Source organism: Frigidibacter sp. RF13 (assembly GCF_026626305.1).
In the GTDB taxonomy this organism is placed as follows: domain Bacteria; phylum Pseudomonadota; class Alphaproteobacteria; order Rhodobacterales; family Rhodobacteraceae; genus TMP-24.
This window is the reverse complement of sequence record NZ_JAPNUE010000002.1, coordinates 153,106-168,513: the sequence shown is the minus strand read 5'-3', so window position 1 is coordinate 168,513 and position 15,408 is coordinate 153,106. Positions and strand designations below refer to the sequence as shown.

The following is a 15,408-nucleotide window of genomic DNA, read 5'->3' as shown; positions in this document are numbered from 1 at the left end:
AGCTCAGCATAGCTGATGACCGGGCGGGCGCCAGCCCCGGTCCGGCTGATCGGACGCGCCCAGACGCGCGGGAAAGTACCGATCCTGAGAGATTAGGACAGCGGGCGCCCGCCCGCATCGAGGAACCAGTCGTCGGGATAGGGATACCACCAGCCCTGGATGGTGGGCTTATGGTCGATGATCACCATCTTCGACCGCCGGAAGGCATCGAGCCCCTGCCGACCGAGTTCCCGGCCAAGGCCCGAGGCCTTCCAGCCCCCGAACGGCAGCGCGTCATTGTCAATGAGCGGGTTGTTGACCCAGACCATCCCCGCTTCCAGCCGCTCCGCCGCCTCCATCGCCTCGTCGAGCCGCGTGGTGAAGACCGAGGCGCCGAGGCCAAAGGGCGTATCATTCGCCCGCTCGATCGCCTCGTCGAAGCTCTTGACCCGCACGACCGCCGCCACCGGGCCAAAGCACTCCTCGCTCAGGATCGCCATCCCCTCTTGGCAGCCCGTCAGGATCGTCGGTTCATAGAACCAGCCCTTCGGCTGGCCATCCGGAATCCGCCCGCCCGTGACGACCGTCGCGCCCTTGGCCCGCGCATCCTCTACCAGCCGCATGACCTTGGCCCGCGCCGCCTCGCTGACCAGCGGACCGATCTCGCTTTGCTTCAGCCCGTTGCCGATCCTGAGCTGCTTTGCCCGCCGGGCGAACTCCGCGACGAAGGCGTCATGGACCCCGTCCAGCACATAGAACCGCTCGGCCGAGGTGCAGACCTGCCCCGACAGATGAAAGGCCGCCGTCACCGCCCCCGCCGCCGCCACATCAATGGGCGCGCTGTCGCAAATGATCATCGGGTCAGACCCGCCCGCCTCGATCACCGCGGGCTTCATCGCGCTCGCCGCCGCCGCGCCCACCGCACGGCCCGCCGCCACCGACCCGGTGAATGCCACCGCATGGGTCAAGGGCGAGGCGATCAGCGCCTCGGCTAGCGCCGCGCCACCCGGCAGGCAGGCCACCAGCCCTTCGGGCAGGCCGCTAAAATGTTTCATGAATTCCAGTGTCGACAAGGTCGTCGCCGGCGCGGGCTTGATCACGCAGCCATTCCCGGCGGCGAGCGACGCCGCCACCGTCCAGCACATCAGCAGCACCGGAAAATTGAACGGCATGATATGGACCGAGACCCCGTAGGGTTCATACCGCGCATATTGGAACGATCCGGCCTGCGTCGTGCCCGCGACCTTGCCCGCCTCGTCCCGCGCCATCTCGGCGTAATACCGAAAGATCGGCGCGACATTGGCGATCTCGCCAATCGCCTCCGGGTAAGGCTTGCCCATCTCGCGGCTCATCAGCACTGCCGCCGGGCCATGGTCCGCCGCCTCGATCCGGTTTGCCAGCTCATGCAGCGCCTTCGCCCGCGCCTTGGCGTCCCACCGCTTCCATTCCCCCTGCGCCCGGTTCACCCGTTCCAGCACCGCCGCCATCTCGTCGGGCGCGGCCTCGGCCACATGCCCGACCACCTCCAGCGTTGCCGGGTCGATGACAGCCCGCCGTCCGCCCGAAAGCGGCCGGTAGTCCGGGGTGAGGTAATAGGCGGGGCGGTCGGGATCGAAGGTCATGGGCCTCACCGGATCATGTAAACTTTCTTGATCGTCTCATGGACGGTGCAGACCCCTTTCCAGTCCTGCGGAAAGAAAGCCGCCGTATCCGGCGTGATCTCGATCACCTCGCCCGATTCATGGACATAGGTGCAGCGCCCTTCGAGGAAATGGCAGAACTCGTCCCGCGTCACATGGCAGACCCATTTGCCCGGCGTGCAGACCCAAAGCCCGCATTCGCTTTCGCCATTCGGTCCTTTCGAAATAACCCGGCCCGAGGTGTGAGAGGCTCCTTCGATCATCGTCGGGATAACGCCCCAGTCCACCAGATCGGTCTCTTCCAGCGGTTTGCGCATCAATGGTGTCGCGGTCATGGTGCTCCTATCGGCTCATGAAGGCCTTGGTGGCGGTTTCGGTGATGTGGCAGATGCCGGTCCAGCCTGCCTTGAAGAAAACGGCAGCCCCGGGTGCGATGACAATTTCCTGCCCGTCATCGGCGACATAGCGGCCCCGCCCGGAAAGAAAGATGCAGAACTCATCGCTCGGGATCGTCACCCGGCGCCTGCCCGGGGTGCAGGACCAGATACCGCATTCGCTCGAACCGTCGGGGTTCACATGCAGGACACGGCCGCTCAGGTGCGGGCTGCCATCCAGAACGTTCTTGCTGGGCCCCCAGTCTTCCAGCGGTACTGTGCCGGTGTCGGGCCAGGTGGGCGTGCTCATTCCCCCGCCTCCCTGTCTGTCAGGTAATAGCTGTTCCGCATCGTCTCATGCACCTCGCACTCACCTGCCCATCCGGCCGCGAAGAACACCGCCGTTCCGGGCACCACTTCCACAACCTCGCCCGTGTCGCGGGTGTAGGTCGCGCGGCCCGCGGTGAAATAGCAGAACTCGTCGCGCGGAATGGCCAGGCGCCAGCGACCGGGTGTGCAGACCCAGATGCCCACCTCCGGCCGGTTCCCCGGCCCCTTGTACACCAGACGTCCCGTCGATTGCGAGGCGCCCTCGATGGCGTCGGGCTGCGCCCCCCAGTCAACCAGATCGGTCCGGGTCGAGGCCTCTTTCAGATGCGGCGCAGAGCTCATTTCAGCAGCCCCACCAGCAGCTTCGCAGCCTTCGCAGGCCCGTTCTGGCTTTGCATATGCCGCGACGTCGCAGCCAGCTTCGCCGCCATCGCCTTGTCGCTGATGCAGGTCTCCAGCTTTGCGATCAGCTCCGCCTCGGTCCAGTCGTAGCGCGGCATCTTGAACCCGTGCCCCGTCTCCTGCACCCGGGTCGCATTGTCATGCCCATCCCAGACATAGGGCATGATGATCGCGGGCTTCGCGAAATAGAGGCATTCGGTGAACGAGTTGTTCCCGCCATGGTGGATGACCGCATCGACCTGCGGAATGACCGACGGCTGCGGGAACCAGTTCGAGACATGCACATTGCCCGGCAGGTCGGAATATTCCGACCCATAGTCGCCTATGTTCACCAGCGCCCGGAACCGCGATTTCGCCAGCGCCGCAATGATCCGCTTCAGAAGATCGGTATCCCCCGCACCAAGCGAGCCGAACGAGACATAGAGAAGCGGCCCATCATTGTTCTTCGTGAAGGTCGGCACCTCGTAAGGCGCCTCCTTCCGCACGCAACCTTCCAGATACTGGAACTGCGCCGGGTCCAGGGGATGCTCGCGGGTGAACTTCACCGGCTCGGGGTAGAGAAGCAGGTTCATATAGGGCGAGGCCTCGAAGAACTGGCCGATCGGATAGGCCGCCTCGCCATTCTGGGCGAGGAAGGCGTTGAAATCCTCGTGGATCGGCTTGATCACCGCGTTGAAGTGATCCCGATAGGCCTGATGGCAGGCGAAATCCTTCTCGCCGCAGCCCGACAGATGCGGCGGGATTTCATCGTCCTCGATCTCGTTTTCCGAACAGGAAATCACCCTGACCCAGGGCACGCCATATTGCTTGATCGCCGGGAAAAGGATGACGTTGTCGACCGCAATCACGTCGGGCTTTACCTTGGCCAGCACGCCCGGCAAATCCTTCTGCGCCCATTTCGCGCTGTCGACGATCGCGGTCCAGCAATCCTTCACGTAATTGTCGATCTGGTCGTAGGGCGACTTGCGGAAATTCGGGATATGGCCGTTGATGAAATCCTCCCAGAATTTCGCCATCTGCTCGGGCGGCATCGGCTCTGACAGGGCCACCGGATGGGCCTCGAATCCGTAGCCTTCATAGACCGGCACGAAGCCGGGGTCCGACAGGAACACGGCCTTGTGCCCCAGCGCCTCGACGGCCTGGGCGATGCCCACCGAATTCAGCGCCGGGCCAAAGGCCGCTTCAGGGAAAAAGGCGAAGGTTTTCTGGGCCATGAGTTCCTCCTGTTCAATCCGTGAATATCCGCACGTCGGCATCATTCCAGCCAATCGTGACCATGTCGCCCTCGGCAACCGGCCGCCGGTCGGCCCCCGCCGCCGTCACCCGCACGATCAGCGGCTGCGCAGACATCGCCGTCGCTACATGCAGCATCAGGTCCAGCCCGTGATAGGCCCGCGCCACCACCCGGCCCTCGACTTTCCGGTCCGCCGCCTCGGGGAAAAGCGCGATCCGCTCGGGCCGGATCGCCAACACCCGGCCACCGTCCTCGACAAAATTCGTCACCCCGATGAAGTCCGCCGCATAGCGGCTCGCCGGCGCCTCATAGACCTCGTGGGGGCTGCCCACCTGCACCAGCCGTCCGTCCTTCAGGATGGCGATCCGGTCGGCCATGACCAGCGCCTCTTCCTGATCATGGGTCACGACGATGAAGGTGATCCCCACCTCATGCTGCAACCGCTTCAGCTCCAGCTGCATCGCCGCGCGCAGCTTCTTGTCCAAGGCCCCCAACGGCTCATCCAGCAACAGAAGCCTTGGCCGCTTCACCAGGGCCCGCGCCAGCGCCACCCGCTGCTTCTGCCCGCCCGACAGCTGATCGGGCTTGCGCTTCGCCAACGCCGAAAGCTGGGTCTTCTCCATGATCTCGCCAACGCGTGCGGCAATCTCGCCCCGCCCCAGCCGCTCCATCTCCAGCCCGTAGGCGATGTTTCCCTCGACGGTCATGTGCGGGAAAAGCGCATAGGACTGGAACATCAGGTTCACTGGCCGCTTGTTCGGCGGCACCCGCGCGACATCGGCACCATCCAGCCGGATCGCCCCTTCCTCGGGCATCTCGAACCCCGCCAGCATGCGCAAAAGCGTCGTCTTGCCCGACCCCGAGGCGCCAAGAAGTGCAAAGAACTCGTTCTCGTAGATATCCAGCGACAGCCGGTCCACGGCCATCACCGCCCCGAACCGCTTCGTCACTGCGTCGATGTTCAGAAGTACGGTCAAGGCGCGATCACCCCCCGGTTCAGCCGCTGCGCCAGCGTCACCGCCGTCACCGACACCGCCATCACAAGTGCGGCCAAGGCGTTGATCTCGGGCGTCACCCCGAAGCGGATCATCGCGAAAATCTGCATCGGCAGCGTGGTCGAGGATCGCCCCGCCCCCGCCGTGAAGAAGGCGATGATGAATTCGTCGACCGACAGCGTGAAGGCCAGAAGCGCCCCGGCAATCACCGCCGGCAGGATCAGGGGCAGCGTCACCCGCCGGAAGGTGGTGAACCCGTCCGCCCCCAGATCGCCCGACGCCTCGGTCACCGACCAGTCGAAGGTCTTCAGCCGCGCCCTGACGACCGCCGAGACGAAGGCCAGATTGAAAACGACATGTGCCAGGATGATCGTATGCAGCCCCATCGGCACCTTGAGGATCGAGAAGAAGGACAGAAGCGCGATGGCCAGAACGATGTCGGGAATGATCATCGGCGCGAAGATCAAGGCCTCGACCGCCCGCCCCTTCCGCGCCCGCGCCTCGATGCCCAGTGCCAGCGCGGTTCCCAGCACCGTCGCGACCAGCGTCGAAATCAGCCCCACGACCAGCGTGTTCAGCGCAGCCGCCAGAATGTCGGCATTGGCCAGAAGCGCCCCGTACCACCGGACCGAAAAGCCGGTCCAGACCGTCGCCAACCCGCTCTCGTTGAACGACAGCGCCACCAGCACCCCAATGGGAACGTAAAGAAAGCCGAGCACGGCCAACAGAAGGGCGGCGCGCCCCAGCCTAACCATTACGCTCCCCCATGCCCTTCGCGGTGCCCCAGGCCTGCGCCATCAGCAGGACCATCATGATCGCGATCAGCACCATCGACAGCGCCGCGCCGAAAGGCCAGTCGTTCGCCGTCAGGAACTGCGCATAGACGAGGTTCCCCACCATCTGGAACTTGCCCCCGCCCAGCAGTGCGGGTGTGATGAAGTTGCCGATCGAAAGCACAAAGACAAACACCGCCCCCGCCGCCACCCCCGCCAAAGTCTGCGGCAGAACCACCCGGCGAAAGGTCGTGAACGCCCCCGCCCCTAGATCGCGCGAGGCTTCCGCCAGTTCCGGGTTCAGCCGCGAAAGGGGCGCATAACAGGCCAGGATCACGAAGGGCAGGTAGTTGTAGACCAGCCCCACGATCACGGCGCCTTCGGTATAGAGCATCGACGGCGGCTCGCCCTCGTATCCCAGCATCCGCAAGCCTTGCGTGATCAGCCCCTCGCGGTTCAGAAGCACGATCCAGGCATAGGTTCGAATGAGATAGTTCGACCAGAAGGGCAGCACCGCCAGAAACAGCAGCATCCCCTGCCAGCGCCGCGGCGCCCCCGCAATCGCATAGGCCGCCGCATAGCCCACCACGACCGCGATCAGCGTGGCCGTGCCCGCGACCCGCGCCGAATGCAGGAAGATCCCCAGATAAAGCGGATCGGCCAGCAGCCGGAAGTTCTCGAACGTGAACGTATAGTCGACCCCGCCGTATATCCCCCGCCGGAAGAACCCGAGCGCGAGGATCAATAGGCAGGGCACCACCATGAAGGCCGTCAGCCACAGAAGGGCCGGGGCCATCAGCAGCCGCGCGCGGAGGGATTGCGAAAGCACGAAGAGGTCACCTGTCAGTAAGCCCCCGGGGGGCGGGCGCTCCGACCCCCGGGGAAGCGGCGCGCCAACCTATTGCGCCGCCTTGATTTCCGTCACCGCCTTCGTATAGGCGCGCATCGCCTCGCCCACATCGCGCAGCTGCTCGAACTTCGTCAGGTCCGCGGGCGTCATCGCCATGTTGGGGAACTGCTCCAGCATCTCCGGCGCCAGCCCTTCCATCGCGGGCTGGTTCGGCACCTTGTAAAGGATGTTCTCCGCCGCCCACTTATGGTTGTTGGCGTCGAGGATGTAGTTGATGAACTTGAACGCACCCGCCTTGTTCTCGGACGCCTTCATCACCACCATCGTATCGACCCACAGGTCCGACCCTTCCGTGGGCACCGCAAACTTGATCGTCGCATTTTCCGCGATCCCGTAGTTGCACCAACCGTCCCAGGCATGCACCAGATTGGCCTCACCCGACACGAGCTTTGCGTAGAAGGTCGTGTCGTCGAACGCGAGCATCGTCGCCTTTGCCGCCGTCAGGTCCGCCTGCACCTCGTCGATATGGGCCTGATCGCTGTCATTCACCGAATAGCCCCGCGCCAGGAACCCAGCCGCCAAGAGCCAACGGTCGGTCCCCAGAAGCGTCACCTTGCCCGCATTGGCCTCGGACGGCGCCAGAAGATCCTTCCAGCTCGTCGGCTCCGGGCTCACCACGTCGGACCGGTAGCACAGGCCCGTCGTCCCCCAGGCGTAGGGCACCGAGAAGGCATTGCCCGGATCATGCGGCAGCGCCTGCGCCTCGGGGTAGAGGTTGGAAAGGTTCGGCACCTGCGCCGGGTCGATCGGCTCCAGAAGCCCAAGGTTGTTCAGAACCTCGGCAAAGGGCGATGAGACGAACACGACATCATAGCCCGCCCCGCCCGAGGCGATGAGCTTGCCCATGATCTCTTCGTTCGTGGCATGCACCACCATCTCGGCCGGCTCGCCGCTTTCGGCCGAGAAGTTCGCCACCGCATCCGGCGCCATATAGCCATCCCAGTTCGAGATCACGAGGTCGGCGAAGGCCGGTCCGGCAAGCGCGGCAAGGGCGGCTCCGGTCAGAAGGGTCCGAAGCGTCGAAGACATTCTGGTCATGGATGATCCCCTGTTCTGGATTGTCTGTTTTGGTTGTTTTTCGCGAATTCCGCCCGAAATGGCATTGCTGGACGGCGATGATCTTGACCCTACAGTATTATTGCGCGAAAAAATACGTCAACAGAAACTTCTTGCCCCGCCCTCACCGCCGGGGTAGCCCGCGAGGCACGATGCCGAGCACGACGCCCAAGACCTCCGCCCGCAGCCCTCGCGCCAGCCATCTGGAACTCGCGCGCCAGATCCTCGACCATGTCCGCGCGCGCGGCCTTGGCCCCGGCGCCCATCTGCCCGAACAGGCGCTGGCGACCGCTTGCAACGTTTCGCGCACGCCGGTCAGGGCCGCGCTGAATCTGCTTGTGACCGAAGGGCTTGTGACCCACACGGGCGATGCGGGCTACCGCCTCGCCCCCGCCTTCTCGACCGCCTCGGCGCTGTCGAACACGCTTCCCCAGACCAGCGACCGCGACCTGACCGCCCGCATCCTGCGCGACCGTGCCGGCCGGCGGCTCGACGAAACCGTGACCGTGGGCGAACTCATGCGCCGTTATTCCGCCGCCCGCTCCGCCGTCACCCAGGCACTGGGAAAACTGGCCGAGGACGGGCTCGTGACGCGCGCGCCCGGCCAGTCCTGGCTCTTCTCCCCCCTGCCCGACGACCCCGAATCACAGGCCGACAGCTACGACTTCCGCCTTATTCTCGAACCCGCAGCGCTCGCCCCCGGCTTCCGCTTCGACCCCGACCGCGCCGCGGCGCTGCGCCGCGCGATGATCGGCTTCCTGGCTGAACCCGACCACCGGCTCGACCCGCGCGCCTTCCAGTCGCTCGACAGCGAATTCCACGGCCTCATCGCGCGCGGCGCCGCGAACCGCTTTCTGGGCGAGGCGCTCCTTGGCCACCTGCGCCTGCGCGACCTGCCCGGCACCTCGACCCGCCTCAATGTCGTGCGCCTGCGCCAGGCCATGCAGGAACATCTCGGCATCCTCGACCAGATGGAGGCGGGGCGCTTCGACATCGCTGCCGACCTCCTGCGCGTCCACCTCAGGCTTTCCCGCAGCCAGCGGCCGCAGGCCGCGAACCGCGGCGCGCCCCCGCTTTTCGGCCTCACATTCCGCGCCGGGGGCCCCGATGCCTGACGCGCCCCTGATCGCCTTCTTCCCCGAGGCAAGCTTCGGCGCGGCGCTCAATTGCGTGGGCATTGCCCGCGAGCTGCAATCGCGTGGCGCGCGGCCGGTCTTCATCTGCCACCCGGGCTTCACCGGTATCTTCGCCGACTACGGCTTTCAGGAATACCACCTGCCCTCGACAGGCCCCGCCCAACCGGCCGACTACTGGCAGGCCTTCATCCGCCGCCACCTGCCGCATTTCAACCTCTCGCCCATCGACCAGATCGAGACCTACGTCGCCCCGACTTGGGAGGCGATCGTCGACACCGCCATCGCCGCCGAGGCGCCACTCGCCGCCCTCCTCGCCCGCCTCCGGCCCGACCTCATCGTCCTCGACAATGTCGTGATGTTCCCGGCCATCGCCCGCGCCGCCTGCCCCTGGGTCCGCATCATCTCCTGCGCGGAAACCGAGCTTGCGGACGAAACCGTGCCGCCGTATCTCTCCGGCCTCGCCTCGGACGACCGCACGGGCCGCGCGGCCTTCCTGCAACGCTACCTCAAGGCGACCGCCCCGGCGCAGGACCGTTACAACCGGTTCCGCCAGTCGGCAGGCCTCGCACCGCTCGCCCCCGGCCAATTCCTAGAACCCTCGCCCGACCTGAACCTGTTGCTGGCCCCCTCGGTCCTGCGCCACGATCGCGCAACGCCCCTCGACCCCGATCAGTTCACCTTCCTCGAAGGCTGCGTGCGCCACGAAGGCCCCTATGAACTGCCGGACTTCCCGCGAAACGAAGGCCCGTTGATCTATGTAAGCTTCGGCAGCCTTGGCGCCCTCGACATGGGCCTGATGGAGCGGATGATGGCCACCTTCGCCACTATCCCCGCCCGCTTCCTCGTGAACGCGGGCGCACTGCGCGAAGCCTATCGGTCGGTGCCCGACAATGTGCATCTGGAAGGCTGGTATCCCCAACCCTCGGTCGTCGCCATGGCCGACCTCTTCATCCACCACGGCGGCAACAACAGTTTTTGCGAGGCGCTCTACCACGGCGTCCCCTCGCTGATCCTGCCCTACTGCTGGGACGGCCACGACAATGCCACCCGCGCCGAGGAAACTGGCACGGGGCGCCGCCTGAACCGGGCCGACTGGACGGCGGCCTCGCTCAGCGCAGCGATAAGGGGGCTTCTGTCCGACGACGCGATGCGCGCCCGGCTGAAGGCGAACGCCCGCCAGATGAAGGCCGCGCCGGGAGTCGAAACTGCCGCCACTCTGATCCTCAAGACCGCAGGTGCAGGATCAAAGGCTCTCGCCCCCGCCGATCACCAGCGCATGGCCCGTCATGAAGGATGACCGGTCCGAGGCGAGATAGACGATACTGTCGGGGCTCTGTCTCGAACGTCTTCGGTTGACCCGAGCGGGTCTTGACCAGACATTGCAGTCCTCCAGGAACACCGGGCGGAGGCGGGGCGATGATCTCGTTCAAGGGCGCGCGGTTTCCGAAGGATGTGATCCTGTTCGCGGTGTTCTTCTACGTCCGCTACACGGTGTCGTACCGCGACCTTGAAGAGATCCTGGCAGAGCGGGGCGCGCGAGTGGACCATGCGACGCTGAACCGCTGGGTGGCCAAGTACTCGCCGCTGATCGCAAGCACGGCGCGGCGCCGAAAGGCCCCGGCGGATCGATCCTGGCGTATGGACGAGACCTGCATCAAGGTGAAGGGCGAGTGGGTCTATCTTTGCCGAGCGATCGATAAGCTTGGGAAAACCCTCGACTTGATGCTGTCCAAGCGGCGCAACAAGACGGCTGCGACCAAGTTCTTCGCACGCGCCCTTGAGGTGAACGGACTACCCCGCAAGATCGTCATCGACCGCAGCAGAGCCAACACGGCCGGGATCAGCCCGGTCAACCGCATGCTGCGGAGTTTTGGATGCCGGATCCCGATCGAGATGGTCCGGATCAAATACCTTAACAACATTGTCGAGCAGGATCACCGCATCATCAAGAAGCGCACTCGACCGATGCTGGGCTTCAAGTTCTTGGCCTCCGCGTCGGCAAGGCTCGAGGGCATCGAGGTGGCGAACATGATCCGCAAGGGCCAGATGGCGCCCAGACTCCGCCCATTTGCCCAGTTCGCCGCTCTGGCAGCCTAACGGAAGAAACTCAGAGGCTTCTGCCGATCAACGCAGAAGTTTGCGACATATCCGATGAAAGGGCAAAACGGCAGCTCTTTTGTGGTGAGCCATTTCGATCTAGGAGGGAAGCGAGGGCATTCATGAAGCTTCCTGAACCGATCACGCGTGAAATTGTCCTGGTGGGGGGCGGCCATACTCATGCGCTCGTCCTGCGCATGTGGGGGATGGCGCCCCTGCCCGGCGTGCGGCTGACGCTTATCGACCCGGCCCCTGCGGCCGCCTATTCCGGCATGCTGCCGGGTCATATCGCCGGGCATTATCCGCGCGCTGCGCTGGAGATCGATCTGGTGAAGCTCGCGCGGTTTGCGGGTGCCCGGCTGGTTCTGGGTCGCGCGACCGGGATCGACCGGGCGAAGCGGCGCGTGCAAGTCGAGGGGCATGCCGACATCGCCTATGACCATTTGTCCATCGACGTCGGCGTGACATCTGACATGCCAGGCCTGCCGGGCTTTCGGGACTTAGCGGTCCCGGCGAAGCCGCTCGCGCTTTTTGCCGACCGTTGGGAGGCGTTCGTGTCCGGCGTGACTTCGGGCGCGGTGGCGCCCGAGGTCGCGGTGATCGGCGCGGGTCTTGCCGGGGTCGAGCTGGCGCTTGCCGTGCGGCACCGGTTGGGACTGAGCGCGCGCGTGGCGCTGATTGAGGCGGCGGAGCCGCTTGCCGCCGTGGGACGCGGCGCTCGGGCGGCGCTGATGGCGCATCTGCAGCGGTCGGGCGTAGTCCTCCACGCCGGGCGTGCGGCGATTGCCTGCACGGCGGACGGGGTGGTGCTTGAGGGGAGCGAGACAGTTCCCGCCAGCTTCATCATCGGCACGGCGGCGGCGCGGGCGGGCGGTTGGCTTCAGGGGACCGGGCTGGCGCTGGAAGGTGGCTTCGTACGGGTCGGGCCGACGCTGCAAAGCAACAGCGATCCGCACATCTTCGCGGTGGGCGATATCGCCCATTTGACCCACGCGCCGCGTCCCAAGGCCGGGGTCTTCGCGGTGCGCGAGGCGCCGGTTCTGCTGGCCAATCTCAGGGCGCTTGCGACCGGTGACAGGGCGCAGGTGCACTACCAGCCGCAGAGCGATTATCTGAAGCTCGTCTCGACCGGCCATAAGGGCGCGGTCGCGGACAAATGGGGGCTGAGGCTTGACGGCGGGCTGCTATGGCGCTGGAAGGACCGGATCGACCGCAAGTTCATGGCGAAGTTCCATGACCTGCCGACCATGGCGGCGCAAGGACCGGCAGGGACACCGTCCGACCGTCCGCTCTGTGGCGGTTGCGGGGCAAAGGCGGGGCGCGGGGCGCTCGACCGGGCTTTGGCGCGGTTGCCCGCGCCGCAACGGGCCGATGTGGCGACCGGGGCGGGCGACGACGCGGCGGTGCTGATCATCGGCGGAGAGCATCAGGTCATTACCACCGACCATCTGCGTGCCTTCACCTTCGATCCTTACGTGATGGCGCGCATCGCCGCGGTGCATGCGCTAGGCGATGTCTGGTCGATGGGGGCGACGCCTCAGGCCGTGCTCGCCCAGATCATCCTGCCGCCCATGGGCGAGGGCCTGCAGGCCGAATGGCTGCGCGAGATCATGGAGGGCGCGCTAACTATCTTCGCGCCCGAAGGCGCCGATATCGTCGGCGGCCATACGACACTTGGCGCCGAACTGACGATCGGTTTCACCGTCACCGGCCTCGCGCCACGCTCCGTGACGCATGCAGGCGCGCGGCCAGGCCAGGCTATTCTGCTGACGAAACCCATCGGCACCGGCGTGATCATGGCAGCCGAAATGCTGGGCGCGGCGCCGGGGCGGGTGGTGGCGGGGGCACTGACCCACATGCAGCGCCCGCAGGGAAGGGCGGCACGGCTTCTCGCGCCCCATGCCACGGCGATGACCGATGTCACCGGATTCGGACTTGCCGGGCACCTTCTGTCGATCCTCGATGCCTCGGGCGTGGCGGCGACCCTCCGGCTCTCGGACATTCCCACCCTGCCCGGTGCGGTCGAACTGGCCGGCGCCGGACATGGGTCGAGCCTATTGCCCGCGAACCTCGCGGTCCGGGCGCGGATGTTCTACAGCGACGGGCCGAAGGCCGAACTGCTGTTCGATCCCCAGACGGCGGGCGGGTTGCTTGCGACGGTTCCGGCGGATGTGGCCGAAGGGCTCGTGGCGGCGTTGCGCGCGGCGGGAGAGGAGGCCGCAATCATCGGCCACGTCGCGGAAGGTGTGCCCTTCCTGACAGTGGACGATTGATCTGGCTCAGCGCCTCTTGAAGCGCGGCTTCGCACCCATCAACACCTTGAACCCGCCTTCACTTGCGACCTGGCGCACCTCAAGGAACGCTTGCGCCATCGCCTCTTCGTAGGGAAGGGTCCGGTTGGCGACGAGCCAGAGCTGGCCGGAGGGGGCGAGCATGGTGCGCGCGGCTTCGATGAAGGCCGCACCCAGCCCCGGATCGGCGGCGCGCGAGACATGGAAGGGCGGATTCGTCACCACGAAATCCAGAAGCGCGGGCGGGCGGAAGCGGGTGGCATCGGCCCAGTGAAACGCGGCGCGCGCGTCGGTGACATTGTCGCGGGCAGAGGCCAGCGCCTCGGCCTCAGCCTCGACCAGATGCAGGGTCTTGACGCCGGGCCTTGCCAGAACCTGCGCCGCGAGCCAGCCCCAGCCCGCGCCAAGGTCCGCCCCCTTGCCCCGCAAGTCGGCGGGCAGATGGCGGGCGAGAAGGGCGGAGCCCGGGTCTATCCCGTCTGCGGAGAAGACGCCGGGTCGGGTGATGAACCCGGGGGCCGCCTCTTGCGCCTGCCCCTGCCACCCATCGAAAACGGCAGCGCCGGGGTTGGCGAAACCGAAGGCCCGGCCATGCGCCTTGGAGGCCTGCGCCAGGAGCGGTTGGCGCGAACGGATGTCTTTCAGCGCGGATTCGATCCCGTCGTGCTTCTGTCCGTCGATCCAGATCGGCGCACCCTCGGGCAATAGCCCAGCCGACTGATGAACCAGCGCGCGCGCCAGTGCCCGGGCACGCGGCAAAAAGATCAGCGCCCCAGAAAAAGCGCCCTCCGGCGCCTCGGCCACCGCCCAGCCGCGTTCGCGGAAGCTATCAAAGTCGGGGCGGAAGCCTGTGACGATCAACGCCCGATCACGCGGCACGCAGCCCAGATCGCTGGCAAGCGTCGGGCGCAGCACCAGAATGCGGCCCGAAGCGGGCCAGCCGCCCGCCTCGGCGAGCGCATCCTCAAGGCGCGAGGTTCCCATGGCCCGCGCCTATTCCTTTTCCATCGTGCATTGCAGCGGGTGCTGATGGCGGCGCGAGAAATCCATCACCTGCGCCACCTTGGTTTCGGCAATCTCGAACGAAAAGACGCCGACGACCGCCAAACCCTTCTTGTGGACGGTCAGCATGATTTCGAACGCCTGGGCGTGATTGAGGCCGAAGAACCGTTCCAGGATATGGACGACAAATTCCATCGGCGTGTAATCGTCGTTCAGCAGCATGACCTTGTAAAGCGGCGGGCGCTGGGTCTTGGGCTTGGTCTTCGTCGCGACAGAGGCATCGCCCTCGGTTCCGTCCCGCGGGTCGGTCATCATGTCGGGCAGGCGGGACACGGGCGAAATGCTCCTTGGAATCGGCAGGCGTCAGGGCGAATACTATAGTCGAATGCGAAGATGACGAAAGGGTTGCCTTTCCGCAACTTGTCCGTTTGTCACCTTGAGGAGAGATAATGCCGCGGCTCGCCGCCATCGGTTTCGACGCCGACGACACGCTCTGGCACAACGAGCGCTTCTTCCGCATGACGCAGGAAAGGTTCGCAGGTCTTCTGACGGACTACACCGACGCGGGCCATCTGCAAGCCCGGCTTCTGGCCGCAGAACGGCGCAATCTTGGACATTATGGTTTTGGTATCAAGGGTTTCGTCCTTTCCATGATCGAAACCGCGATCGAGGTCACCGAGGAACGTGTGCCTGCCCGGGTAATCGCTGAACTGATCGCAGCGGGGCAGGAAATGCTTGCGCACCCGATCGAGCTTCTGCCCGGTGCGCGGGCAGCGGTCGAGGCGCTGGCCGACAGCCATCCGCTGATCCTGATCACCAAGGGCGACCTTCTCGATCAGGAACGCAAGCTGGCGCAATCGGGTCTCGGGGACCTGTTCGATGCAGTCGAGATCGTGTCGGACAAGACCGCGCGAACCTATGGGCAGATATTCGCGCGCCACGGCGCCGGGGCCGAACAGGCGCTGATGGCGGGCAATTCGCTGAAATCGGACGTGCTGCCGATGATCGCGGCTGGCGGGTGGGGCGTGCATGTGCCGCACGAGCTGACCTGGGCGCTGGAACACGACCATCCGCCCGAAGACGAGCCACGCTTCCGCAGCCTCGCCGGGATCGGCGATCTGCCTTCACTGATCGCTGCAATCGAGGGCTGAAACTACCTGATATGTTGTGTTTCGGCGCGGACTGGCCA

16 protein-coding genes are annotated in these 15,408 nt (G+C 65.7%); 5 read left to right on the top strand and 11 right to left on the bottom strand.

Translation table 11 applies throughout. From position 1 onward, the window contains the following. Positions 1-92: 92 nt before the first annotated feature. From OU426_RS06465 to OU426_RS06425, 9 genes are all read right to left on the bottom strand, one after another. Positions 93-1,601: an aldehyde dehydrogenase family protein gene (locus OU426_RS06465; RefSeq protein ID WP_267633113.1), complete on the bottom strand. Its 1,509-nt coding sequence runs from the start codon at positions 1,599-1,601 to the stop codon at positions 93-95. A 5-nt stretch (positions 1,602-1,606) separates the two neighbouring features. Continuing rightward, positions 1,607-1,954 (bottom strand): cupin domain-containing protein, encoded by a 348-nt coding sequence (locus tag OU426_RS06460; protein WP_267633111.1) that lies wholly within the window; start codon positions 1,952-1,954, stop codon positions 1,607-1,609. Between the two features lie 7 nt (positions 1,955-1,961). Continuing rightward, the gene (locus OU426_RS06455) at positions 1,962-2,303 is read right to left on the bottom strand and encodes a cupin domain-containing protein (RefSeq protein ID WP_267633109.1); all 342 of its coding nucleotides are present in this window, start codon (positions 2,301-2,303) and stop codon (positions 1,962-1,964) included. Next, positions 2,300-2,665 (bottom strand): cupin domain-containing protein, encoded by a 366-nt coding sequence (locus OU426_RS06450; RefSeq protein ID WP_267633108.1) that lies wholly within the window; start codon positions 2,663-2,665, stop codon positions 2,300-2,302. The genes OU426_RS06455 and OU426_RS06450 overlap by 4 nt, the downstream gene beginning before the upstream one ends. Next, a complete protein-coding gene (locus tag OU426_RS06445; RefSeq protein ID WP_267633106.1) occupies positions 2,662-3,939 on the bottom strand; it encodes a nucleotide disphospho-sugar-binding domain-containing protein in 1,278 nt (425 codons plus the stop codon). Before OU426_RS06445 ends, OU426_RS06450 begins: the two co-directional genes overlap by 4 nt. Positions 3,940-3,952: 13 nt before the next feature. After that, positions 3,953-4,936: an ABC transporter ATP-binding protein gene (locus tag OU426_RS06440; protein ID WP_324289801.1), complete on the bottom strand. Its 984-nt coding sequence runs from the start codon at positions 4,934-4,936 to the stop codon at positions 3,953-3,955. Further along, positions 4,933-5,709: an ABC transporter permease gene (locus OU426_RS06435; RefSeq protein ID WP_267633105.1), complete on the bottom strand. Its 777-nt coding sequence runs from the start codon at positions 5,707-5,709 to the stop codon at positions 4,933-4,935. The genes OU426_RS06440 and OU426_RS06435 overlap by 4 nt, the downstream gene beginning before the upstream one ends. Then, on the bottom strand, positions 5,702-6,556 hold the full coding sequence (locus OU426_RS06430) for an ABC transporter permease (protein ID WP_267633103.1): 855 nt from the start codon (positions 6,554-6,556) through the stop codon (positions 5,702-5,704). The genes OU426_RS06435 and OU426_RS06430 overlap by 8 nt, the downstream gene beginning before the upstream one ends. A 69-nt stretch (positions 6,557-6,625) precedes the next feature. Continuing rightward, entirely contained in the window at positions 6,626-7,675 is a 1,050-nt protein-coding gene (locus tag OU426_RS06425; RefSeq protein WP_267633102.1) for a polyamine ABC transporter substrate-binding protein, read from the bottom strand. Positions 7,676-7,845: 170 nt separating this feature from the next. On the opposite strand from OU426_RS06425, the gene OU426_RS06420 reads away from it, so the two are divergent. The 4 genes from OU426_RS06420 to OU426_RS06405 all read left to right on the top strand — a co-directional run bounded on the left by OU426_RS06420 (position 7,846) and on the right by OU426_RS06405 (position 13,199). After that, positions 7,846-8,808 carry a GntR family transcriptional regulator gene (locus OU426_RS06420; protein WP_267633101.1) on the top strand — a complete coding sequence of 321 codons (963 nt, stop codon included), beginning with the start codon at positions 7,846-7,848 and terminating at the stop codon, positions 8,806-8,808. Next, a complete protein-coding gene (locus OU426_RS06415; protein ID WP_267633100.1) occupies positions 8,801-10,126 on the top strand; it encodes a glycosyltransferase in 1,326 nt (441 codons plus the stop codon). Before OU426_RS06420 ends, OU426_RS06415 begins: the two co-directional genes overlap by 8 nt. A gap of 119 nt (positions 10,127-10,245) precedes the next feature. Then, a complete protein-coding gene (locus OU426_RS06410; protein ID WP_267633099.1) occupies positions 10,246-10,926 on the top strand; it encodes an IS6 family transposase in 681 nt (226 codons plus the stop codon). A 122-nt stretch (positions 10,927-11,048) separates the two neighbouring features. After that, positions 11,049-13,199, top strand: a complete 2,151-nt coding sequence (locus OU426_RS06405) for a selenide, water dikinase SelD (RefSeq protein WP_267633098.1) — start codon at positions 11,049-11,051, stop codon at positions 13,197-13,199. Positions 13,200-13,205: 6 nt separating this feature from the next. Here OU426_RS06405 and OU426_RS06400 read toward each other — a convergent pair whose 3' ends face one another. Both OU426_RS06400 and clpS read right to left on the bottom strand, forming a co-directional pair. Continuing rightward, the gene (locus OU426_RS06400; RefSeq protein ID WP_267633096.1) at positions 13,206-14,201 is read right to left on the bottom strand and encodes a class I SAM-dependent methyltransferase; all 996 of its coding nucleotides are present in this window, start codon (positions 14,199-14,201) and stop codon (positions 13,206-13,208) included. Between the two features lie 9 nt (positions 14,202-14,210). Beyond that, complete coding sequence (clpS, locus tag OU426_RS06395) at positions 14,211-14,531, bottom strand: ATP-dependent Clp protease adapter ClpS (protein ID WP_420712576.1); 321 nt, start codon at positions 14,529-14,531, stop codon at positions 14,211-14,213. Between the two features lie 137 nt (positions 14,532-14,668). Here clpS and OU426_RS06390 point away from each other — a divergent pair, with 137 nt between their 5' ends. After that, a complete protein-coding gene (locus OU426_RS06390) occupies positions 14,669-15,370 on the top strand; it encodes an HAD family hydrolase (protein WP_420712572.1) in 702 nt (233 codons plus the stop codon). Positions 15,371-15,408: the final 38 nt, after the last annotated feature.

Bases quoted from the DNA above. Each gene is read 5' to 3' on its own strand.
- OU426_RS06400 (WP_267633096.1), bottom strand. From the start codon at position 14,201: ATGGGAACCTCGCGCCTTGAGGATGCGCTCGCCGAGGCGGGCGGCTGG.
- OU426_RS06450 (WP_267633108.1), bottom strand. From the start codon at position 2,665: ATGAGCTCTGCGCCGCATCTGAAAGAGGCCTCGACCCGGACCGATCTG.
- OU426_RS06410 (WP_267633099.1), top strand. From the start codon at position 10,246: ATGATCTCGTTCAAGGGCGCGCGGTTTCCGAAGGATGTGATCCTGTTC.
- OU426_RS06445 (WP_267633106.1), bottom strand. From the start codon at position 3,939: ATGGCCCAGAAAACCTTCGCCTTTTTCCCTGAAGCGGCCTTTGGCCCG.
- OU426_RS06405 (WP_267633098.1), top strand. From the start codon at position 11,049: ATGAAGCTTCCTGAACCGATCACGCGTGAAATTGTCCTGGTGGGGGGC.
- OU426_RS06420 (WP_267633101.1), top strand. From the start codon at position 7,846: ATGCCGAGCACGACGCCCAAGACCTCCGCCCGCAGCCCTCGCGCCAGC.
- OU426_RS06435 (WP_267633105.1), bottom strand. From the start codon at position 5,709: ATGGTTAGGCTGGGGCGCGCCGCCCTTCTGTTGGCCGTGCTCGGCTTT.
- OU426_RS06455 (WP_267633109.1), bottom strand. From the start codon at position 2,303: ATGAGCACGCCCACCTGGCCCGACACCGGCACAGTACCGCTGGAAGAC.
- OU426_RS06465 (WP_267633113.1), bottom strand. From the start codon at position 1,601: ATGACCTTCGATCCCGACCGCCCCGCCTATTACCTCACCCCGGACTAC.
- OU426_RS06425 (WP_267633102.1), bottom strand. From the start codon at position 7,675: ATGACCAGAATGTCTTCGACGCTTCGGACCCTTCTGACCGGAGCCGCC.
- OU426_RS06390 (WP_420712572.1), top strand. From the start codon at position 14,669: ATGCCGCGGCTCGCCGCCATCGGTTTCGACGCCGACGACACGCTCTGG.
- OU426_RS06460 (WP_267633111.1), bottom strand. From the start codon at position 1,954: ATGACCGCGACACCATTGATGCGCAAACCGCTGGAAGAGACCGATCTG.
- OU426_RS06415 (WP_267633100.1), top strand. From the start codon at position 8,801: ATGCCTGACGCGCCCCTGATCGCCTTCTTCCCCGAGGCAAGCTTCGGC.
- clpS (WP_420712576.1), bottom strand. From the start codon at position 14,531: ATGACCGACCCGCGGGACGGAACCGAGGGCGATGCCTCTGTCGCGACG.